16 protein-coding genes are annotated in these 20,816 nt (G+C 59.7%); 7 read left to right on the top strand and 9 right to left on the bottom strand.

Annotated features, from left to right (window positions below; genetic code table 11):
• Positions 1 to 10 precede the first annotated feature (10 nt).
• Positions 11 to 973, top strand: coding sequence for a DUF3179 domain-containing protein (locus TRL7639_RS11815; RefSeq protein ID WP_085795850.1), 963 nt, complete (start codon positions 11 to 13; stop codon positions 971 to 973).
• On the opposite strand, the gene TRL7639_RS11810 is transcribed toward TRL7639_RS11815, so the two are convergent.
• The 7 genes from TRL7639_RS11810 to TRL7639_RS11780 form a co-directional block, all read right to left on the bottom strand.
• Positions 970 to 1,296: a hypothetical protein gene (locus TRL7639_RS11810; RefSeq protein ID WP_085795849.1), complete on the bottom strand. Its 327-nt coding sequence runs from the start codon at positions 1,294 to 1,296 to the stop codon at positions 970 to 972. The genes TRL7639_RS11815 and TRL7639_RS11810 overlap by 4 nt on opposite strands.
• Positions 1,297 to 1,491: 195 nt before the next feature.
• On the bottom strand, positions 1,492 to 2,010 hold the full coding sequence (locus tag TRL7639_RS11805; RefSeq protein ID WP_085795848.1) for a bactofilin family protein: 519 nt from the start codon (positions 2,008 to 2,010) through the stop codon (positions 1,492 to 1,494).
• Positions 2,000 to 3,328, bottom strand: coding sequence for a M23 family metallopeptidase (locus TRL7639_RS11800; protein WP_085795847.1), 1,329 nt, complete (start codon positions 3,326 to 3,328; stop codon positions 2,000 to 2,002). The genes TRL7639_RS11805 and TRL7639_RS11800 overlap by 11 nt, the downstream gene beginning before the upstream one ends.
• Before the next feature lie 231 nt (positions 3,329 to 3,559).
• Positions 3,560 to 4,408 carry a ferritin-like domain-containing protein gene (locus TRL7639_RS11795; protein WP_085795846.1) on the bottom strand — a complete coding sequence of 283 codons (849 nt, stop codon included), beginning with the start codon at positions 4,406 to 4,408 and terminating at the stop codon, positions 3,560 to 3,562.
• Between the two features lie 64 nt (positions 4,409 to 4,472).
• Positions 4,473 to 5,480 (bottom strand): glutathione S-transferase C-terminal domain-containing protein, encoded by a 1,008-nt coding sequence (locus tag TRL7639_RS11790; RefSeq protein WP_085795845.1) that lies wholly within the window; start codon positions 5,478 to 5,480, stop codon positions 4,473 to 4,475.
• A 4-nt stretch (positions 5,481 to 5,484) separates the two neighbouring features.
• Positions 5,485 to 6,054: a hemerythrin domain-containing protein gene (locus TRL7639_RS11785; protein ID WP_235820309.1), complete on the bottom strand. Its 570-nt coding sequence runs from the start codon at positions 6,052 to 6,054 to the stop codon at positions 5,485 to 5,487.
• 144 nt (positions 6,055 to 6,198) lie between these two features.
• The gene (locus TRL7639_RS11780; protein WP_085795844.1) at positions 6,199 to 6,660 is read right to left on the bottom strand and encodes a peroxiredoxin; all 462 of its coding nucleotides are present in this window, start codon (positions 6,658 to 6,660) and stop codon (positions 6,199 to 6,201) included.
• A 97-nt stretch (positions 6,661 to 6,757) separates the two neighbouring features.
• On the opposite strand from TRL7639_RS11780, the gene TRL7639_RS11775 reads away from it, so the two are divergent.
• From TRL7639_RS11775 to TRL7639_RS11760, 4 genes are all read left to right on the top strand, one after another.
• A complete protein-coding gene (locus tag TRL7639_RS11775) occupies positions 6,758 to 10,126 on the top strand; it encodes a YhdP family protein (RefSeq protein ID WP_085795843.1) in 3,369 nt (1,122 codons plus the stop codon).
• A gap of 42 nt (positions 10,127 to 10,168) precedes the next feature.
• Positions 10,169 to 11,218, top strand: coding sequence for a tRNA preQ1(34) S-adenosylmethionine ribosyltransferase-isomerase QueA (queA, locus tag TRL7639_RS11770; protein ID WP_085795842.1), 1,050 nt, complete (start codon positions 10,169 to 10,171; stop codon positions 11,216 to 11,218).
• Between the two features lie 107 nt (positions 11,219 to 11,325).
• A complete protein-coding gene (locus TRL7639_RS11765; RefSeq protein ID WP_085795841.1) occupies positions 11,326 to 12,588 on the top strand; it encodes an MFS transporter in 1,263 nt (420 codons plus the stop codon).
• A 116-nt stretch (positions 12,589 to 12,704) separates the two neighbouring features.
• Complete coding sequence (locus tag TRL7639_RS11760; protein ID WP_085795840.1) at positions 12,705 to 13,283, top strand: DUF924 family protein; 579 nt, start codon at positions 12,705 to 12,707, stop codon at positions 13,281 to 13,283.
• On the opposite strand, the gene TRL7639_RS11755 is transcribed toward TRL7639_RS11760, so the two are convergent.
• Positions 13,280 to 13,705, bottom strand: coding sequence for a spectrin repeat-containing protein (locus tag TRL7639_RS11755; protein WP_133057646.1), 426 nt, complete (start codon positions 13,703 to 13,705; stop codon positions 13,280 to 13,282). The two genes, TRL7639_RS11760 and TRL7639_RS11755, sit on opposite strands and share 4 nt — an antisense overlap.
• A 226-nt stretch (positions 13,706 to 13,931) precedes the next feature.
• Between TRL7639_RS11755 and lpdA the strand changes: the two genes are divergently transcribed.
• Positions 13,932 to 15,326 carry a dihydrolipoyl dehydrogenase gene (gene lpdA, locus TRL7639_RS11750; protein ID WP_085795838.1) on the top strand — a complete coding sequence of 465 codons (1,395 nt, stop codon included), beginning with the start codon at positions 13,932 to 13,934 and terminating at the stop codon, positions 15,324 to 15,326.
• A gap of 49 nt (positions 15,327 to 15,375) precedes the next feature.
• Here lpdA and TRL7639_RS11745 read toward each other — a convergent pair whose 3' ends face one another.
• Entirely contained in the window at positions 15,376 to 17,553 is a 2,178-nt protein-coding gene (locus TRL7639_RS11745; protein ID WP_085795837.1) for a vWA domain-containing protein, read from the bottom strand.
• A 386-nt stretch (positions 17,554 to 17,939) separates the two neighbouring features.
• On the opposite strand from TRL7639_RS11745, the gene uvrA reads away from it, so the two are divergent.
• A complete protein-coding gene (gene uvrA, locus TRL7639_RS11740; protein ID WP_085795836.1) occupies positions 17,940 to 20,798 on the top strand; it encodes an excinuclease ABC subunit UvrA in 2,859 nt (952 codons plus the stop codon).
• Positions 20,799 to 20,816: the final 18 nt, after the last annotated feature.

Here is a 20,816-nt window from a genome sequence, read left to right as displayed (position 1 = left end):
GGTGTGACCCATGCGTGGATTGTTCATATTCCTCTTTTCTTTGATCGCGTCGGTGGCGCTTTCCAGCCCCGAGTTCTGGCGCCACGAGTGGCCTGACACCGACTTCTCGCGCAGCAGCGTGCAGAATTGGGGAGAGATCCTGTCAGGCGGCCCGCCCAAGGATGGTATCCCAGCCCTGAGCGACCCGAGCTTTCTGCGCGCTGAGGACGAGCGCAGGATCAAAGGACGCGAGCCGGTGATCACAGTTGAAATCGATGGGGTCGAACCGCGCGCCTATCCGATCCGATATCTGATGTGGCATGAGATCGTGAACGACACCGTGGGCGGCATCCCCGTGGCGGTGACCTTCTGCCCGCTGTGCAATTCGGGGATTACCTTTGACCGGCGGGTTCGGGGGAAAGTGCTGAGCTTTGGTGTCTCGGGCAAGCTGCGTCATTCGGACATGATTATGTATGACCGTGAAACCCATAGCTGGTGGCAGCAGGCCATTGGCACGGCCATTGTCGGAGAGTTGAATGGCACCCAATTGAGGGCGCTGCCGACCTGGATGGAAAGTTGGGATGAGTTCAAGGCGCGCAACCCCCAAGGTCTGGTGATGGCGCAGCCCAGCTACAACCGGTCCTACGGACGTAACCCCTACGAAGGTTATGACAGTCTGAGCCAACCGTTCCTATACAACGGCGCGCTTCCGCCTCATGGCATTCCGCCGCTGGCGCGGGTGGTGCGCGTTGGCGATCGCGCTTGGCCCCTATCTCGGCTACGAAACGCAACCGACTTGCGCGAGGCCGGCGTGGTGCTGAGTTGGAAAGCCGGGCAGGCCTCGGCTTTGGATACTGGTCGCATCGCGCGTGGCAAGGACGTTGGCAGCATTCGCGTGACAGACGGGCAAGGGCGTGATCTGCCCCATGACGTCATGTTCGCCTTTGCCTTCCACGCGTTCTGGCCTGACGGGCACTGGATGCTTGGCAATTAGCCGTCGCTGAAGGTGTAAGACCCCATGTCACACAGATCGAGGCCATAGTCCTCGAACTCGGCCCCGTCCGAGAACTGCCCGCGGATGTCATAGACGCAGGTGCTCAGACCGTCCGCAATCAGAACGCCGATCTCATAGCCCGAGGCGAGATAACCGCCTTCGAGAAGGTTGTCCTCCCACGCGTCCGATGAGGCTGCGCTGACGTTGAAGCCGATCAGGTCCGCACTGGATTCGTTGATCAGAAAGAACTCCAGGTCTTCGGCAACAGCCGCTGAGCCCGTGGTAAGTGCGGCCAACGCGGCCCCAAGCAGAATGCGTTTCATGATGTCCCCCTACATGTGAATGCGGCCGGTCGTGCGTTCTGCACAGGCTGCTCAATTTCTATTGTGCGGAATTCCGCCCAGCAGGGAAGGGGGTATGTTCAATTCCAGCGAATCTTGTGCCGATTGCACAAAAAAGCGCCGACACGGAAATTCCGTATCGGCGCATTCAATGTCCTCTGGCGCATGGGCGCGAGATTACTTGCCTTCGGCCGGGGCTGCGGCGGGTGCTGCTGCCGGATTGGCACCGGGCTTGGTGGCGCGGCCGGGGTTCAGCGGGTCGTCCTGACGCTGTACGGAACCCTCGAAATGGGCGCCGCTTTCGATCGCGATGGTCTTGTGGATGATGTCGCCTTCGACGCGCGCGGTCGAAGTCAGGCGCACCTTGAGGCCACGCACACGGCCCACGATGCGGCCGTTGATGACGACGTCATCTGCAGTGACTTCACCCTTTATTGTTGCGCTTTCACCGATGGTCAGCAGATGCGCGCGGATGTCGCCCTCGACAGTGCCTTCGACCTGGATGTCACCCGTCGTCTTGAGATTGCCGGTGATGTGCAGGTCCGATGACAGCACGGATGCGGGTGGCTTGGCTTTGGGGGCGCTGGCTTTGAAATCGCTTTGGGCAGGGGCTGCCGGGGCAGAGGTCGGCGCCGCAGGCTTTGCAGCTTCGGGGGCCTTTGTGCCCGGCTCGTTGATTTTGCTCTTAGAAAACATTTCGTGCAGCCTTGATGTAGATCATGGGGTTTACGGGTCTCCCGTTCACGCGTACCTCATAATGGAGGTGGGTGCCAGTCGACCGTCCGGTGCTACCCATATCAGCAATATGATCCCCGCGCGAGACCCTTTGACCCTTCTTCACGCGAATCCGCGTGTTATGAGCATAAAGCGTCTCAATTCCAAAGGCATGCTGGATTCTCACCAACCGCCCAAAGCCCGACTGCCAGCCTGCGTGCGTCACTACGCCATCGGCGGTGGCAAAGATGTCGGTGCCATGGGGCCCGGCAAAGTCCGAGCCGTTGTGCATGCGCCGACCACCGGTCTTGGGGTCGCGGCGATAGCCAAAGCCGCTGGTATAGCGAACTGCCGCGCGCACAGGGCTGGCAAAGGGCGCCTTTTCGGCGGCAATGCGATACAGGTTCAACTGGTCCATCTGCCGCAGCAGCTGGTTCGCGCGGGCCTCGTCAGCCGAGGGTTCTTCACCGCGCGTGCTCAGGGATAAAGGGGTGAGCGGACCGCCCTGACCGCTGTAACCCCGCCGGACCTGCTCGATGATGCGGTCAGTGGGCATGCCTGCGTTACGGAACATCTTGTCCAGCGGCTCGACCGAGATGGTCATCGCCTCTTCCAGCTGGCGGAAGATCTGATCGTTCTGTTCCCGCATCAGGCGGATTTCCAATTCCAGCTCGTCGCGCTGGTCCAGCGCCGATTGCGCGTCCGAGATCACCTGATCGCGCTGCTGTGCCGTACGTTCCAGCGCATCGGCCATAAACGTCATCTGCACCGGGGCAGAGGCCGCAACGTGGTGAACGGTTGCATCGTCCTGATTCTGCGCTTCAAGTTGGGTCAACGCGTCGCGGGCTGCCTCGCGGTCCTTCATGGTGTTGCGCAAGGTGCTCTGGATCACATCGATTCCGGTTTCCAACTCGCGGCGGCGGGTCTCGGATTCCAGCAGCTCGGATTGCATGACCGAGATCTGATCGAGTGCCGCATTGAACCGCGCCTGTGCGGCAAGTGCCTCTTCGGCGCGGGCATCGCGTTCACCCGACAAGGCGTTGAGCCGCTCTTGATAGGTCATCTGATCGCGTTTGGCTTGTTCACGGAAGTTGCCCGACCCGATGCTGTCCATCAACAGGATCGCGGTGGCCACGATGGCCCAGGCCACAACCACGGTCACGCCGGCATAGGCGATCAGCTGTGTTTCCGGCCGCAGCCGGATGAACCTGGTGTCGGTGTCGGATTTGAGAAACAGGCGGCGTTCGGGAAAGATCCTCTCCAGAAACGCGTGTATCTTGATTGCCAGACGTGTTCGCACGCGTCTTTCCTTGTCTTACCCCTCTGACGGCGTTTTCGGTGAGTGACCGTCAGCCTTGGGCCGACTGAATAGCCAGACAGGCCCGTTTGGGCAAGTTTGTTAACTTCCAAGGTGATTCTGACGGGGTTTCGCGCCGAACATGAGCGGATTGTTGCCGATGAGGCGGTTTTTGTGACCAAGGATCAGGGGGTTGTCCCTGATCCGCATCAGAAAATCGGGCGCTTGACGGGGTTAGCGTACGTGTGCGGGGTATTGATCGGCCAGCGGCCAATAGAAGTCGGGCGGCAGGCCGGCATCGGCGCGCTTCTCTTCGTTGAACGGAGGCTTCAACCCGCCTTTGAAGTAGTGACGCACCAGTTTGTGGAACTCCTCCTTGGGGTCGATGTTGTCGCGCCCGCAGAGAAAGTTGAACCATTTCGAGCCATAGGCCACGTGGCTCACCTCTTCGGCATAGATCGTTTCCAGACAGCCAACGGCCTGGGTCTCTTTGGCGTTCTGAAAGATCTTGATCATACCGGGGGTCACATCCAGCCCGCGTGCCTCAAGCACCATGGGGACAATCGCCAGCCGACCCAATAGGTCGTCGGACGTGTCGATAGCGGCGCGCCACATGCCTGCGTGCGCTGGCAAGGCGCCATAGTGGCTATCCATCGCCTCAAGGCAGTCGCACATCATGTTGAAATGGTTCGATTCCTCATCTGCGGCCTGCACCCAGTCATCATAGAACCCCATGGGCATCGGCACATCCGTGAACCGCGCGATGATATCCCAATGCAGATCGACGGCGTTCAGCTCGATATGCGCGACTGCATGCAACAGGGCGATCCGACCGGCAGGCGAGCCGGGTTTGCGTTTCGGCACATCGCGGGGGGACAGCAGATCGGGTTTGTCAGGCCGAGCCGGGTGATCGGGGGGCGTGGCTTCACCAATCTCTATGATCTCGCCTGCTGCACGCGCGGCTTTCCACTGCGCGGCATAGGTGCGGGATTTGGCGGTTTTGGCACGGCCATCAGCGGTGGTCAGCACGTCGACAGCCATCGCGGCCAGCGTCTTTGGGGTGTCTGTCGTGCTGTGATCCATCGGCCTGCGTGCTCCGTCTTTGGTCTGACGCGCTGAATATCAGGTTTCTCGGCTGATCCAACCGCTATGCGTCGAGGGCAAGCTCTGGATGGTCATAGGCTTGGGGGTAGGGCATGGGCTTCTCCGGCCCCAGGGGGACAACGCCATTCCAGCTGCGCCCAAAATACCCCTGACGACAATGCACCAGCGAACAGCTGTCCGCGACGCCGGGCAGGGCATGGACCCGACACAGCCATCGCCACAGATGCGGATAGTCCAGGATCTTGGCCCCGTTCAGCTTCATTCGCAGGTAATAGACCGGATCGTGACGATAGAGCGTGGGGAAGAGGCGCAGGTCAGCCTCGGTAAAGCGGTCGCCCGTCAGATAGGGGCGGCCATCACTCAGGCGGTGCTCCAATTCGTCGAGGGTATGGAAGTAGGCGGCATAGGCGCTGGCATAGACCGTCTGATCCGAAGAAAACCCAGCCTTGTAGGCCCCATTGTTGATGGAGACATAGATTTGCTCGTTCAACACGTCGACCTCAGGGCGTGCGTCCACCGGGTAAAGGTCAACGCCGCCATCGCCACCAAGAGCCTGCGCATGTTCCCCCAGCATCCGAATGATCTCGGCGCTTTCGTTGTTCACGATGCGCTGTTGCTGCTTGTCGTAGAGGATAGGAACAGAGCGCTCGGTTGCCCCTTCGGCCTCATAGATCTGTTTGACCAGACGAAACCCTTGCCCGGTCGCGGTCTCGCCCGTGCACTCCGGCAGGGTGCTCCCTGTCAGGCTTGCCACCTTGTCAGGAGCGAATTGCCAGTTGTTGGGGCCATCGGGGTCGTTTTTATCCGTGCGGTTGGGAAAGGCCACGTCCATCGTGATGCTGTCCTGCAGTCCCAGAACATTGCGCGCCAGCGTCACGCGGTGACACCAGGGGCAGTTAAGCGCAACAAACAGGTGATAGCGCCCAGGCTCTGGGGGGAAGCCGGGATCACCAATGGCATGGCGGAACCCGCTGACGCCGCGCACAAATTCACCTTGTGCGCGGCGCGTTGTGGCGCCGGTCTGGTCTTCTTGGGTGGAACGGTCGCCCATGGGCTTATCCTCTCAGCCGGTGATGCAGGATGATCGGAACGGCCAGCTCCTCTTCATCGCTCAGGTGACGCTGCAAAAACGCCTCGATTGCTTCCGAGGTGCCATGCAAGGCGCCCACTTCGTCGCGGACCTGACCGGGATCAAGCTGCATCAGTTTGATCACACGATTTGCGCTTTTGGTGTAGCTGTCCAGCACCTTGTCCAGATCGGCATGGTCCTGTTCCAACACTTCAAGCCCGTGATCAAAGCGGGGATCAGCCTCGGACAGTTCAGGGAAGTAACTGCGATCCTCCCACCCGTGGTGCCCATGCAGGTTCCCGACCAGCGCATTGCCGTAATAGGACAGGCGCGCGGCATAGGTGCCATCGCCCATGTCCTTGTCCAGATAGACCTCGGCATCTTCGCGCAGAACCTCGGCCAGCTTGCGAAAGCCCTGATGGGCGCCCAGCCATTGGCGGGTCTTGTCCTTGAAGCCGGGGTGCGCCTCCCAACTGTCGCGCGGATAGGTGTCGAGCAAGACACGCATCTCGTCCGGCATGTTGTGGGTCCTGATGTCAAAAGTGGTTTGGGTCATGGTCTCGCTCCTTTCGCCACAGGAAGTGGGAGGAGCGGGTGAGTGTTCCAATCTCTACACCTGCACAGGGTCTGTGCCAGACCTCACAGACAGGAAAAAGGGCGCGGTCCGTAAACCACGCCCAGTGTAGGTATCGTCAAAAGGTCAGAGCGCTTTGACAGCTTCCAGCACCTCATCCACGTGACCCGGCACTTTGACCTTGCGCCAGACTTGGGCGATCTTGCCCTCGCGATCCACGACAAAGGTCGACCGCTCGATGCCAAGGAATTTCTTGCCGTACATGCTTTTTTCCTTCCACACGCCATAGTCCTCGCACATGGTGCTGTGCTCATCGGACAAAAGCGGCGTGGTCAGGTCATGCTTGGCGACAAATTTGTCGTGCTTTGCCACGCTGTCCTTGGAAATGCCAAAGACTTGAGCCCCCGCATCGGCAAAGGCTTGCAACTGCTGCGAAAAGCCAATGGATTCCTTGGTGCACCCCGGGGTATCATCGCGGGGATAAAAGAACAGGACAACAAGATCGCCCCGCAAATCAGACAGGCTGACCGTACCACCACCATCCCGGGGCAAGGTGAAATCAGGTGCGGTATCGGAAACTTCGGGCATCAGGCAACTCCGGTAAGGGTTTCAAAAGTGTTCGCCTGGATAATAGGTGTCGAGAAAGAAGTTGAAAGGCACAGACGGAAATTCCCAGGGATCTGACGTGACCAAGGATCAAACACCCCCCCAGGCCAAGACCCCGCGTCGGCGGGCCAAGGTGGGGCGTTGGACCTTTCGTGGTGTCTTGATCCTGATCTTTCTGGCCTCTGTTACGGCGGTCATGACCATCGGGCAGACCATCAGCGCGCCCGACTGGGTGCGTGAGCGCGTTGCGGATCGGATCGAGCGCAATTTGAATGGTCTGCAACTGGAATTCGGTCAGGTTAAATTCATCATCCTCGACGGATGGCGTCCCCGCATCAGCCTTCAGAACGTGGCGCTCAAATCCGCCGAGGGGCAGATGATCGCACAACTTGCCCACGCCGAGGCTAGCCTGGCGATGCGGCCGCTGTTGCAAGGACAGGTCAAGCCCAAGCAGATCGTCCTCAGTGGGGCTTTTGTCACCATGCAACGCGACGCGCTGGGCAATCTGTCGCTATCCCTTGGCGAAGGGGCCGCGCCGGTGGGGCAGGCGGCGAACCTGCCGCAGATGATCGAGACGGCGGATCAGGTGTTCCTGTCCTCGCAATTGTCAGCTTTGACCGCGATTGAGGTGCAGGGCATCACGCTAAGTCTCGAGGATCTGGGCAAGGGCCGTGCCTGGACGCTTGACGGCGGCCACATCCAACTGACCAGGCATGACCGGGACGTACGTATCGCCACCGGGTTTTCGCTGCTTTCGGGCCGCGACTATGCCAGTTCGATCGAGGCGAATTACACCAGCACGCTTGGCGCACCAGAGGCCAAGTTCGGCATCTCGGTCAGTGATATCGCCGCCGAAGACATCGCGCTTCAAAATGCGGCCGTGTCCTGGCTCGAAGTGCTCGAAGCGCCGATTTCAGGCGCCGTGCGTGGCGGCATCGACGTGCAAGGCAACCCGACCTTGGTGTCCGCGACTTTGCAGATTGGCGCAGGGGCGGTGCAGCCCAACCCTGAAACGCGCCCGATACGGTTTACTGGTGCGCGAACCTATTTCACCTATGACCCGTCCCGACAGCTCCTGGACTTCAACGAATTCTCGGTGAACAGCTCGTGGGGGGCTGTCACAGCCGAGGGGCAGGCCGTGGTCAACGGTGTTGAAACCGGTGTTCTTGAAAGCCTTGTGGGACAGCTGCGGTTTACCGACATGTCACTGAACCCGGCGCAGTTGATGGAAGCTCCTGTGAATGTCGATCGTGCCGAGGTGGACCTGAAACTGAAACTGAATCCGTTTCGCGTGCAGGTGGGGCGACTGACAGTGTCAGACGACAACAAGCTGCTCAACGCCTGGGGACATCTGGCAGCAGATCCGACCGGGTGGCGCGTTGCGTTGGACGGAACGCTTGACCGGATGACGCCTGGCGAGTTGCTGGGATATTGGCCGCGCGCAGTGGCTCCCAAGCCCCGCGAATGGGTGGAAGAAAACCTGACAGCTGGCACCTTCACGGATGGTGACTTTGCGGTGCGCTTGGTGCCGGGAAAACAGCCTGATCTCTATGCGGATTTCGATTTTGATCAAACGACGATCCGATATGCCAAAACCCTACCACCCGCCATCGATGCCCGAGGCCAAGCCAGCCTGACGGGGCAGCGTTTTGCCGTTCTGGCGCATGCCGGGCGCGTCATCACCGATCATGGCGATGAAATCGATGCGGCGGGCACCTCGTTCATCATCCCCGACATTTCGATCAAGAAGGCAGCGCCCGGCATTGCGCGGATCATCGGAACCGGCAGTGTCCCGGCGGTGCTGTCCCTGCTGGACCGCCCACCTCTCAACCTGATGTCAAAATCCAAACTGCCGATTGAACTGGCCGAGGGGCAGGTGTCGGTTCAGGGCACGCTGTCCTTGCCGCTCAAGGACAAGGTCAAGATCGATGATATGGAGTTTCATCTGACTGGCGAGGTTACGGACGTCCGCAGCACGGTGCTTGTGCCAGGGCAGGAGTTGAGCGCGCCGCGTCTGGCAGCGGTGGGAGATCAGACACAGATCACCCTGTCGGGGAGCGGTTTTCTGGGGCAGGTGCCCATGACGGCCAAGTGGACCCAACCCATCGGGGACAAGGATACGCCAAAGGCGAGTCAGGTGGCCGGGACGATTGAGCTGTCGCCCCAGTTGATGCAGCAGTTCAATTCTCCCTTCGCGGTTCGTGCGCTGCGTGGCGCGGGAACGGCGCGGTACACGCTTGATCTGCAACAGGGAAAGCCGCCCTATCTGACCGCGCAGTCGGATCTGGTCGGGGTGGGGTTGCGTGTTTCGGAATTGGGCTGGAGCAAACCACAGTCGACACCGGGAGAGCTGTCTGTGGCCGTCGAACTTGGCGACCATGACACGGTTGAGACGTTTTCGGTGCAAGCAGCCGGGCTGACAGCCGTTGGGACGATGTCATTCAACGATGCGGGTGCCATGGAACGTGCACAGTTCATCACCCTGCGCGTCGGCAATTGGCTGAACGTGCGGATGGACATGATCGGTCGCGGCAGCCGGGCCCCGGATATGGTGATCCGGGGGGGGACGCTGGACATGCGCGGGGCAGGGATCGGCGGCGGTGGTGGTGGTGCGTCTTCGGCAGCGTCCGGAGCCAGCTCGGGGCAGAACGTCACCGTGACACTTGACCGGCTGCAGATCACCGACAGCATCGCGTTGACCGGATTTCAGGGGAATTTCTCTCAGGCCTCTGGGATGACCGGCAACTTTGCCGGGCGCATCAACGGACAGACGCCCGTGAACGGACAAGTTCTGCCCAAGGGTGGGCGCAGTGGGTTTTTTGTACAATCCAACGATGCGGGCGGGGTCTTTCGATCTGCGCAACTGCTCAATCAGGCGCGCGGGGGCACTATGCAGCTTTCGCTGTCTCCGGTTGGCGGCCCGGGGAGCTATGACGGAACGCTGCGGGTGCGCAACACGCAGGTGAAGGATGCGCCGGCGATGGCGGCGTTGCTGAATGCCATCAGTGTTGTGGGGCTACTGGATGAGATGGCGGGCGCAGGTATTCAATTCGCGTCAATTGACGGACGGTTTCGCGTCGATCCGGACAAGGTTACCGTCTACGAAGGCAGCGCGGTTGGGCCATCGATGGGTCTTTCGGTCGATGGTACGGTTGATACGGAACAAAGAACGCTCAACCTGCGTGGGGTGATATCACCGGTCTATCTGCTCAATGTGATCGGCAGTGTGATTTCCACCCGCAAGGGCGAGGGGCTGGTGGGCTTCAACTATACCCTCACCGGGTCAATGACCTCGCCTCAGGTCTGGGTGAACCCGTTGTCGGGGTTGGCGCCCGGCTTTCTGCGCGATTTCCTGCGTGAGCCTGCGCCCAAGGCGCCACCGGTGCCGGGACAGCCGCCGGTGCAACAGGTGGACCCCACCCACAACAGCGGCGCAGGGGATCGCTGAGGGGTGTGGCCAAGCGCGCGCAGGCGACTTATATGCGCGGGCATGAAACTGAGCGAATTTGATTTCGACCTGCCCGATGGGCTTATCGCAACCCGACCGGCGCAGCCGCGAACTTCGGCCCGCCTGCTGGTGGCCGAAGGTGACGCGATCACGGATTCGGTGGTCCGCGATCTGACCGGGTGGCTGCGCCCCGGTGATCGGTTGGTACTGAACGACACCCGTGTGATCCCTGCGCGCCTGAGCGGCCGCCGCCATCGCGACAGCGCGCAGGGGCCGGTGTCGGCCAAGATCGAGGTGACGTTGCTGGATCCGGCGGCTGATGGCTGCTGGTCGGCTTTGATCAAACCGCTGAAAAAAGTGAAGCCGGGTGAGGTCATTGTCTTCTCGGACGACCTGTCAGCCGAACTGGTTGGCATCGAAGACGGGCAGGGCCGACTGCGGTTCAACCTGACCGGGGATGACTTTGATACGGCTTTGGCGCAGGCCGGGGCCATGCCGCTGCCGCCCTATATCGCCGCCAAGCGCCCGGCGGACGAGCGGGACAAAACCGACTATCAAACGGTTTGGGCCAAGAACTCGGGCGCTGTGGCGGCTCCGACGGCCTCGTTGCATTTTGACGATTCATTGCTGTCGCAGCTGCACGAGATGGGGGTTGGGTTCACCTATGTGACGCTACACGTGGGGGCGGGCACCTTTCTGCCGGTCAAGGTCGAGGATGTAACAACCCACAAGATGCATTCCGAATGGGGCCATGTCAGCCCCCAGGCCGTGACCGAGATCGAGGCCACCAAGGCCGCGGGCGGCCGCGTGATCCCTGTAGGCACAACCGCCCTGCGCCTGATCGAAAGTGCTGCTCAAACCGGCAGGTTGAAACCGTGGGAAGGCGACACGGACATCTTCATCTATCCGGGGTTCGAATTTCATGTCACCGACGCGCTGATGACCAACTTTCACCTGCCCAAATCGACGCTTTTGATGTTGGTGTCGGCGCTGATGGGGCAAGAGCGGATGAAACGCGTTTACGATCACGCGGTGCAATCCGAGTACCGCTTCTTTTCATATGGCGACGCGTCGCTTTTGATCCCGGCTTAGGCGAAAATGCCAAACCCGACTCGGTGAATGTCGTAGACAAGCACGTCATGACTGGTGTCTGATGAGATACCGGAGCCAATACAGTCGGATACGAGCGAGGACGCCCGATGCTTCAGGTTCTTTCCAGCGCATGGGCGCTGCTTCTGGGTATTTGTCTGCTGCTCGTGGGCAACGGGTTGCAAGGCACCCTGCTGGGGGTGCGTGGCGAGATCGAAGGGTTTTCCACCTTCGAGATGTCGATTGTGATGTCAGCCTATTTCATCGGCTTCCTGGGCGGGTCGCGCATGGCACCGCAGCTGATCCGGCGGGTTGGGCACGTGCGGGTGTTCGCGGCGCTGGCCTCGTTCATCTCTGCCGTCATGATCCTCTATCCCGCTTTGCCCAACATGTGGGTCTGGATCTTGGGGCGCGTGATCATCGGGTTCTGTTTCTCGGGCGTGTATGTGACCGCTGAAAGCTGGCTGAACAACGCAGCCGACAATTCGAACCGGGGCAAGGCGCTGTCGCTTTACATGATCGTGCAGATGATCGGTATCATCTCTGCCCAGGGCTTGATCCAGATCGGCGATCCCGGCGGGTATGAGGCGTTCATCATCGCCTCGATCCTGGTTTCGATCTCATTCGGCCCGATTTTGCTGTCGATTTCACCCACGCCTGCCTTTGACACCACCAAACCGATGACCCTGCGCGAGCTCATGAAAATCTCGCCTCTGGGCTGCGTTGGCATGTTCTTGCTGGGGGGCATCTTCTCGGCTCAGTTCGGTATGAGCGCGGTTTATGGCGCCACGATTGGTCTATCGCTGACCAACTTGTCGCTGTTTATCGCGACCTTCTACATCGGTGCGTTGTTTCTACAGTATCCGCTGGGATGGATCAGTGACCGAATGGACCGGCGCTTCTTGATTATGGGAGTTGCGGCCGTAGGGGGGTCAGCTGCGGTCGTCGGCATGATGTTTGGGGATCAGTTTTCCATGCTGTTGGTGTCGGCCTTTGTAATTGGCGGCATGTCAAACCCGCTCTATTCGCTACTGATTGCCTATACCAACGACTATCTGGATCACGATGACATGGCTGCGGCTTCGGGTGGGCTGGTGTTCATCAACGGTCTGGGGGCCATCGCGGGCCCGATGATCACAGGTTGGCTCATGGGTGACGCCTTGCTGGGACCGCCGGGCTTTTTCGCCTTTATGGCGGCTCTGCTGGCGGTCATGGCCGTTTACGCTCTGTATCGCACCACACAGCGCGCTGCGATCCCGGTCGAGGAAACGGGCAGCTTCACCGTCATGACGCCAACGTCAACGCCGGTAGCGGTTGAATTTGCGCAAGAAGTCGCCATCGAGGCCGAATTGGAGGAGCAAGAAGCGCAATAAGTCGCATTTTGCTTCAAAATATGTCGCGGATGTTGCAATATGTTACTGTAACAATTGTGTAAAACATTTTTTAATACCTATGTTCCCTGGGGGAAATTAGAAGTGGGGTGAGGCCAATGGTTGGTCCCGAAGATATTCTGAGTTTCTGGCTGGATGAAGTTGGTCCGGCTGGGTGGTATGTACAAGACGACGCGCTTGATGCCCAAATCACCGAAAAGTTCAAATCGACGTGGGAGGCCGCCTGTGAAGGTCGCTTCTCGATGTGGTTGACCTATCCAAGCGGTGCTTTGGCCTACATCATCCTCACGGATCAGTTCCCACGGAACATGTTCCGCGGCGATGCCCGTGCATTCAAAACCGACAAGGCGGCTCTGGCGGCAGCCAAATGCGCGGTTGATAAGAAGTGGGACATGCGCATCGACGAACCAGCGCGGCAGTTCTTTTATCTGCCGATGATGCATTCAGAGAACCTGTGTGATCAGGAACGCTGTGTGCGTCTGCTGTGCGAACGCATGCCGGAAAATGGTGCCAGCAACATGCTGCACGCCCGGGCGCATCGCGAAGTGATCCGCCAGTTCGGCCGGTTCCCGTATCGCAACGATGCGCTGCACCGGACGCCGACCGCGCAAGAGGCCATGTATGTCTCGGACGGTGGGTACGGTCAGACCGTGCGTCAGATGCAGGCAGCAAGTTAACTTGCAGGCACGCATCCTTTGACATCCGAAATGCTGCGGGTGAGGGCATCCGCAGCAGTTTCGATCGAGTGATCGATCAACTGCTCTGGCGTATCGACCAGCTGTCGAACCCGGATCTGCGCCCCCTGAACATTTGTTTCAAGTGCCTGCACCTTGTTTTGCAAGGCGATCAGGGTTGCCGTGCTGTATTCGCCCGACTGTGATTTGAGGGTGGCCAGGTCGTTTCGGATGTCCGAAAGATCGCTGCGCAGTCCGGCGACTTCGTCCCGCAGTGGCGTGATCTTGATCAGATTCTCGGAAAAGGTCGCGGTCAACCCGTCGACCGTGGTGGCTGTTTTCCAGGCCAAAAACAGGCACAGGGCCACCAGGATCAGCGTGGCGTTAAGAAGGGCGAGGGCGAGGTCCTTGAGGGTTTTGGCCATGATGCATCCAATGTTTGAATTCAAAAACAAATCATTAACGCCTGCAAAAGGGCGCCGTTGGAGCATTTCTAGCGTTTTGCAAGTGAGGGGTATAGGCTGATTCCAGCGCATCTTTTTGTCATCTTCCCCAGCGTCACACATGTCGCAGGGGGCAGGGATTGATGTGTGCGAAAAAATAGTTTAACGGTAAACTAGTTTTTGAAAACGCCTGCGGCGAGGAGTGACCATGGCTGCGAAATCCTTTGATCTGATTGTTATTGGTGCCGGTCCCGGCGGCTATGTTGCGGCCATTCGTGGTGCGCAACTGGGCCTGAAGGTGGCCGTGGTCGAACGCGAACACCTGGGCGGCATCTGCTTGAACTGGGGCTGTATCCCGACCAAGGCGCTGCTGCGCTCGTCCGAGGTGTTCCACCTGATGGAACGCGCCAAGGACTTTGGCCTCAAGGCAGAGAACATCGGCTATGACCTGGACGCTGTTGTCAAACGTTCGCGCGGGGTGGCGGCGCAGCTGTCGGGCGGCATTGGCCACCTGCTGAAAAAGAACAAGGTCTCCGTGGTGATGGGTGAGGCGACGATCCCTGCCAAGGGCAAGGTATCGGTCAAGACCGACAAGGGCGCTGAGGAGCTGACCGCCAAGAACATCATCCTGGCCACCGGCGCGCGGGCGCGCGAGCTGCCGGGGCTTGAGGCCGACGGCGATCTGGTCTGGACCTACAAGCATGCGCTGGACCCGGTGCGCATGCCCAAGAAACTGCTGGTGATCGGCTCGGGTGCCATCGGCATCGAATTCGCCAGCTTCTACAACACGCTTGGCGCCGACACGACCGTAGTCGAGGTGATGGACCGCGTGCTGCCCGTCGAAGACGCCGAGATCAGCGCCTTTGCCAAGAAGTCTTTTGTCAAACAGGGCATGAAGATCATGGAAAAAGCCATGGTCAAACAGCTTGACCGGGGCAAGGGCAAGGTCACCGCGCATATCGAAGTGGGCGGCAAGGTCGAGAAACACGACTTTGACACGGTGATTTCCGCCGTTGGCATCGTTGGCAACGTCGAGGGGCTGGGGCTCGAGGCGCTTGGCGTCAAGATCGACCGCACCCATGTCGTGACGGATGAATTCTGCCGCACCGGCGTTGACGGCCTCTATGCCATTGGCGACATCGCGGGCGCGCCCTGGCTGGCGCACAAGGCGAGCCACGAGGGCGTCATGGTTGCCGATCTGATCGCGGGCAAACACGCGCACCCCGTTAAACCCGAAAGCATCGCAGGCTGCACCTATTGCCACCCGCAGGTCGCGTCGGTCGGCTATACCGAGGCCAAGGCGAAAGAACTGGGTTATGACATCAAGGTCGGTCGCTTCCCCTTTATTGGCAACGGTAAGGCGATTGCACTGGGCGAGGCCGAAGGCATGGTCAAGACCATCTTCGATGCCAAGACCGGCGAGCTTTTGGGCGCCCATATGGTCGGCGCCGAGGTGACCGAGATGATCCAAGGCTATGTGGTGGGCCGCCAGTTGGAGACCACCGAAGAGGATCTGATGAACACGGTCTTCCCGCACCCGACCCTGTCCGAGATGATGCACGAAAGCGTTCTGGACGCTTATGATCGCGTCATCCACATGTGATCCAGTGATCTGAGCTGCAGAAACGAGGGGGCCCCGACGGCCCCCTTTGTTATTTCACCTCGATGGTCTGCCGCATCGCCGTCACTCTGTCGCGGAACTTGTAGCGCAGCTCGTAGGTGCCGGGCGTATCGGGTGCGGTCAGCGTCACCGGTGTCTTACCACGCGTGTAGGCATAGTTGGAGTAGCTGTCGGAATCGACCGGTCCGATCTGGATGTTGTCGCCCCCCTGATCCGGACCTGTCCAGCCCACCTGAAACTGCGCCCCAGGTGCCACGGTTTCGGGCGCAGTCAGGGCAATGTCCGGCTCTGTCACCGTTACTGGCATCCGCAGGATATTCTCACGGTCTCGAAAGCTGTAGCGGATCTCATAGTTGCCCGGCTCGATTGGGGCGATAAGGTTCACGGTGGTGCCATCGCGTGTGTAAATGTAGTGGGTGTATTGATCCGTACCGGCTGGCCCGATCTGGATGTTGTCGCCGCCCTGATTGGGGCCGACCCATGCCACTGGAATGGTTTGCCCACCCTGGACGGAGGATGGAAACTCCAGGCTCAATTCCATCGCTGTTACCTTGAGGGGGACACGCAGGATGTTCTCGCGATCGCGGAAGCTGTAGCGCACTTCGTAGTCCCCCGGTTCGGCGGGCGCGATCAGGGTGACCGGGTTACCTTTGTTGGTGTATTGGTAGTTGGTGTAGCTGTCCGTCCCTGCTGGGCCGATCTGGATGTTGTCGCTTCCCTGGTCCGGACCGCTCCAGACAACGTCAAAGCTCTGTCCTGCTTGCACTTCGGACGGGAAATCCAATCCAAGCGCCGTGGCTGTTACCGTCAACGGCGTGCGCAAGATGTTCTCTCGGTCGCGGAAACTGTAACGGATTTCATACTCGCCCGGCTCGGCCGGAGCGATCAAGGTAACCGGGTTGCCCTTTGAGGTGTACTGATAGCCGGTGTAACTGTCGGCGCCACGCGGTCCGATCTGGATGTTGTCTCCACTTTGATCGGGACCGGTCCATGTCACCTGAAAACTGGATCCGGCTTCGACCGTGTCCGGGTGAACCATCGCCAACTCGGGCTCGGTCAGTGTGATGGGGCGCGTGGCGATCACCTGCCGGTCGTTCAGGACATAGCGCAACTCATAGGTGCCGGCGTGAGGCGGCAGGATCAGATCAAGCGGGTTGCCGTCGGCGGTATACGTGTAGCCAAGATAACGATCTTCACCTGCGGGACCAATCTGGATGTTGTCATTGGCCTCGTTCGGACCTCCCCATCCGACAGACAGTGTGGATCCCGCGATGGCACTGTCCGGCGCAAGGATGCGCGCCTTGGGCAGGGCCTTGGGAAAGCTCACGACCACATCAATCGGACCATCGCCGACGGCCACGAATTGGCGGCTGAGTTCGGTTTCGGTGCTCAAGCGATAGGCCGTCACGACGTATGCTCCCTCTGCCAGATCCTGTTCCACGGGATTGCCTTGAACCTCGTCAAACACCGCTGCGCCATTGCTGCTGAGGGACCACAGAACCGGATCGTCGAAAGCAGTGTTTACGTACCCCTCGACAGCGCGGAATGTGGTCGTAATCGGCTCAGGCTCAGGCTCAAGTTCGGGCGGAGCAGCGGCCACAGTGGTCAAAGCCGCAGCCAGTTCCGAGGCATTGGCCGCACTGCGAAACGTCCCTCCGGTTTCATCCGCCAGGCATTGCATCTGTGCCAACGCTTCGGGGTCAGTGACATCGAACCCAACCACGTGAGCGGTGAAGTTCACCCCAGTCTCTTCGAGTTTGCGGGCCACAGCGCAGACGTCGGGTGCGCAGGTTTCGATCCCGTCGGATACAAGAATGACCGTCGCGGCCTCTTCCGTGTGGCGCAAGGCCTGCGCGGCGGCCACCACGGCATCAGCCATCGGTGTCTTGCCTTTGGGTTTGATCGCGCGCACCGCGTCTGCAATCTGATCGCGGGTTCCCGAACCGGGTGTCACCAGGGTTTCGATATCCGAACAATCGCCCTTGCGACGATGGCCATAAACCGTCAACCCCAGAGACTGTTCGGACGGCAAGGCGGTCAACAAGTCTTGTACCACGTCCTGGGCAATGGTGATCTTTGCGGTGCCATCGATCTGCCCCCACATGGAACCTGACCCGTCCAGAACGAGAATGGCCGAGGGGCGCTCTTGGGCGAGCAGGGGGGCGGTCGCCGCTGCGATCAAAAAGGTGAATGCTAAGGGCAGGCGCATGCGTACCTCCAAACGTCTTGATGTCGAAATGTCAGAGTTAAAAATGATCTGTGGGGACAGTTTACCGGTGTTTTCGAAAAACCAAAGGAAAAATCAGGGTGTGCGGGGCGAGCTTCCAATGCGATGCCGCCGATCCAAGTCGGTCTTCCCGGTGATCCAATGTGACGCCCATCGATGATGATGTGCGAGAGCTTGCTGGAGGACGGCGGTTTTGCACCTGTCGCCATCCGGGCCAAGCAATGAATCCTCAAAGGCGGAGCCTTGCGCAAAATACCTGATAGTCACCTATGGCGAATTTTCACAGGTTCACACTTTGTTCGCATTTTTGGGTTGGAGACTCAGCCACGCTCCACTATCTCTTAACCACTTGAGTGCAGGGGGCCCGGATGGCTGAGCTGAAGAACATCGAGGTGCGCGGCGCACGCGAACACAACCTCAAAGGCATCGACGTTGATATCCCGCGGGATCAACTGGTGGTGATCACCGGTCTTTCAGGGTCTGGTAAATCCTCGCTGGCGTTCGACACGATCTATGCCGAAGGGCAGCGGCGCTATGTCGAAAGCCTGTCGGCCTATGCGCGCCAGTTCCTTGATATGATGGAAAAACCCGACGTGGATCACATCAGCGGTCTTAGTCCCGCCATCTCTATCGAACAGAAGACAACGTCGAAAAACCCCCGCTCGACCGTCGGCACCGTGACCGAAATCTACGACTATATGCGCTTGCTTTTTGCGCGGGCAGGCACACCCTACAGTCCTGCCACCGGCCAGCCGATTGAGGCACAGCAAGTGCAGGACATGGTTGACCGGATCATGACGATGGAAGACGGGACGCGCGGTTATCTGCTGGCCCCCATCGTGCGTGACCGCAAGGGGGAGTACAAAAAGGAATTTCTGGAACTGCGCAAACAGGGGTTTCAGCGGGTGAAGGTCGATGGTGAGTTCTACGAACTGGACGAGCCGCCCACACTGGACAAGAAATTCCGTCATGACATCGACGTTGTGGTCGACCGTCTGGTGGTGCGAGAGGGGATGGAAACCCGGTTGGCCGACAGCCTGCGCACCGCGCTTGATCTGGCCGATGGTATCGCAATTCTGGAAACCGCGCCGCGTGAAGGTGACCCGGAGCGCATCACGTTCTCCGAGAATTTTGCCTGTCCTGTCAGTGGGTTCACGATCCCCGAGATCGAACCACGTCTGTTCTCGTTCAACGCACCCTTCGGGGCATGCCCCAGTTGTGATGGCCTAGGCGTTGAGCTGTTCTTTGACGAGCGTCTTGTGGTGCCGGACCAGACGCTAAAGGTTTATGATGGTGCGCTGGCGCCGTGGCGTAAAGGCAAGTCTCCCTACTTCTTGCAGACCATCGAAGCCATCGCCAAACACTTCGAATTCGACAAGAACACCCCGTGGAAAGACCTGCCCAAGAAGGTGCAGCAGGTGTTTTTGTACGGTTCGGGCGAAGAAGAAATCGAGTTCCGTTATGACGAGGGGGGCCGCGTCTATCAAGTCACCCGCGTGTTCGAAGGCGTCATTCCCAACATGGAGCGCCGCTATCGCGAGACGGATTCGAACTGGATTCGCGAAGAGTTCGAACGCTACCAGAACAACCGTCCCTGCGGCACCTGCGAAGGGTACCGCCTGCGGCCCGAGGCACTTGCGGTCAAGATCGCGGGCCTGCATGTGGGGCAGGTGGTGCAGATGTCGATCCGCGAGGCGTTGGCTTGGGTTGAAAGCGCACCCGGGCACATGAGCCAGCAGAAAAATGAGATTGCCCGCGCCATCCTGAAAGAGATCCGCGAGCGTCTTGGGTTCCTGAATAACGTGGGATTGGAATACCTTACGCTGTCACGTTCAAGTGGCACACTGTCGGGGGGCGAAAGCCAGCGGATCCGTCTGGCCAGCCAGATCGGCTCGGGGCTGACCGGAGTTCTTTACGTGCTCGACGAGCCGTCCATCGGCTTGCATCAGCGCGACAATGACCGGCTTCTGGGGACGCTCAAGAACCTGCGCGATCAGGGCAACACGGTGATCGTGGTCGAACATGATGAAGAGGCCATTCGCGAGGCCGATTATGTGTTCGATATTGGTCCGGGAGCCGGTGTGCATGGTGGACAGGTGGTCAGCCACGGGACGCCTGCGGACATCACAAATGATGCAGCCTCGATCACCGGGCAATATTTGTCCGGTGTGCGCGAAATTTCGGTCCCCGTAGAGCGGCGCGCAGGGAACGGCAAGACGCTCACGGTGGTCAAGGCGACCGGCAACAACCTGAAAAAGGTCACGGCCGACTTCCCGCTTGGCAAGTTTGTCTGCGTGACCGGCGTGTCGGGTGGGGGCAAGTCCACCCTGACGATCGAGACGCTGTTCAAGACCGCGTCCATGCGCCTGAACGGCGCGCGGCAGACGCCCGCACCGTGCGAGACAATCAAGGGTCTGGAGCATCTGGACAAGGTCATCGACATCGATCAGCGTCCGATCGGGCGAACGCCCCGTTCAAATCCAGCGACTTACACCGGGGCCTTCACGCCGATCCGCGACTGGTTTGCCGGTCTGCCCGAAGCAAAGGCGCGTGGTTACAAACCCGGTCGCTTCAGCTTCAACGTCAAGGGCGGCCGATGCGAGGCCTGTCAGGGCGATGGTGTGATCAAGATCGAAATGCACTTTCTGCCGGATGTCTACGTCACGTGTGAGACCTGCAAGGGCGCGCGCTACAACCGTGAAACGCTTGAGATCAAGTTCAAAGGCAAGTCCATTGCCGACGTGTTGGATATGACAGTCGAAGACGCGCAAGACTTCTTCAAGGCGGTGCCGAGCATCCGCGACAAGATGGATGCATTGGCCCGTGTCGGGCTTGGCTATATCAAGGTGGGTCAGCAGGCGACCACGCTGTCAGGGGGCGAGGCGCAGCGGGTGAAACTGTCCAAGGAACTGTCCAAGCGCTCGACCGGCCGGACGCTTTATATCCTGGATGAGCCAACAACCGGTCTGCATTTCGAAGACGTCCGCAAGCTGTTGGAAGTGCTGCATAAATTGGTCGATCAGGGCAATACCGTGGTTGTGATCGAACATAACCTTGATGTGGTGAAAACCGCCGACCACATCATCGATATCGGTCCCGAGGGGGGTGATGGCGGTGGCCGGATCGTGGCCCAGGGCACGCCCGAGGAGGTTGCTGATTGTGAGGGCAGCCATACAGGGCATTACCTGAAACCGATGCTGAACCCGGAACGGGTCGCGGCGGAATGATTGGATGAGGGGCTTTGC

This window comes from Falsiruegeria litorea R37 (genome assembly GCF_900172225.1).
Taxonomy (GTDB): domain Bacteria; phylum Pseudomonadota; class Alphaproteobacteria; order Rhodobacterales; family Rhodobacteraceae; genus Falsiruegeria; species Falsiruegeria litorea.
Note: the sequence above shows the minus strand (reverse complement) of the source record. Positions and strands in the feature narration are given on the sequence as shown.

Bases quoted from the DNA above. Each gene is read 5' to 3' on its own strand.
- TRL7639_RS11815 (WP_085795850.1), top strand. From the start codon at position 11: ATGCGTGGATTGTTCATATTCCTCTTTTCTTTGATCGCGTCGGTGGCG.
- TRL7639_RS11810 (WP_085795849.1), bottom strand. From the start codon at position 1,296: ATGAAACGCATTCTGCTTGGGGCCGCGTTGGCCGCACTTACCACGGGC.
- TRL7639_RS11805 (WP_085795848.1), bottom strand. From the start codon at position 2,010: ATGTTTTCTAAGAGCAAAATCAACGAGCCGGGCACAAAGGCCCCCGAA.
- TRL7639_RS11795 (WP_085795846.1), bottom strand. From the start codon at position 4,408: ATGGATCACAGCACGACAGACACCCCAAAGACGCTGGCCGCGATGGCT.
- TRL7639_RS11790 (WP_085795845.1), bottom strand. From the start codon at position 5,480: ATGGGCGACCGTTCCACCCAAGAAGACCAGACCGGCGCCACAACGCGC.
- TRL7639_RS11785 (WP_235820309.1), bottom strand. From the start codon at position 6,054: ATGACCCAAACCACTTTTGACATCAGGACCCACAACATGCCGGACGAG.
- TRL7639_RS11780 (WP_085795844.1), bottom strand. From the start codon at position 6,660: ATGCCCGAAGTTTCCGATACCGCACCTGATTTCACCTTGCCCCGGGAT.
- queA (WP_085795842.1), top strand. From the start codon at position 10,169: ATGAAACTGAGCGAATTTGATTTCGACCTGCCCGATGGGCTTATCGCA.
- TRL7639_RS11765 (WP_085795841.1), top strand. From the start codon at position 11,326: ATGCTTCAGGTTCTTTCCAGCGCATGGGCGCTGCTTCTGGGTATTTGT.
- TRL7639_RS11760 (WP_085795840.1), top strand. From the start codon at position 12,705: ATGGTTGGTCCCGAAGATATTCTGAGTTTCTGGCTGGATGAAGTTGGT.
- TRL7639_RS11755 (WP_133057646.1), bottom strand. From the start codon at position 13,705: ATGGCCAAAACCCTCAAGGACCTCGCCCTCGCCCTTCTTAACGCCACG.
- lpdA (WP_085795838.1), top strand. From the start codon at position 13,932: ATGGCTGCGAAATCCTTTGATCTGATTGTTATTGGTGCCGGTCCCGGC.
- TRL7639_RS11745 (WP_085795837.1), bottom strand. From the start codon at position 17,553: ATGCGCCTGCCCTTAGCATTCACCTTTTTGATCGCAGCGGCGACCGCC.
- uvrA (WP_085795836.1), top strand. From the start codon at position 17,940: ATGGCTGAGCTGAAGAACATCGAGGTGCGCGGCGCACGCGAACACAAC.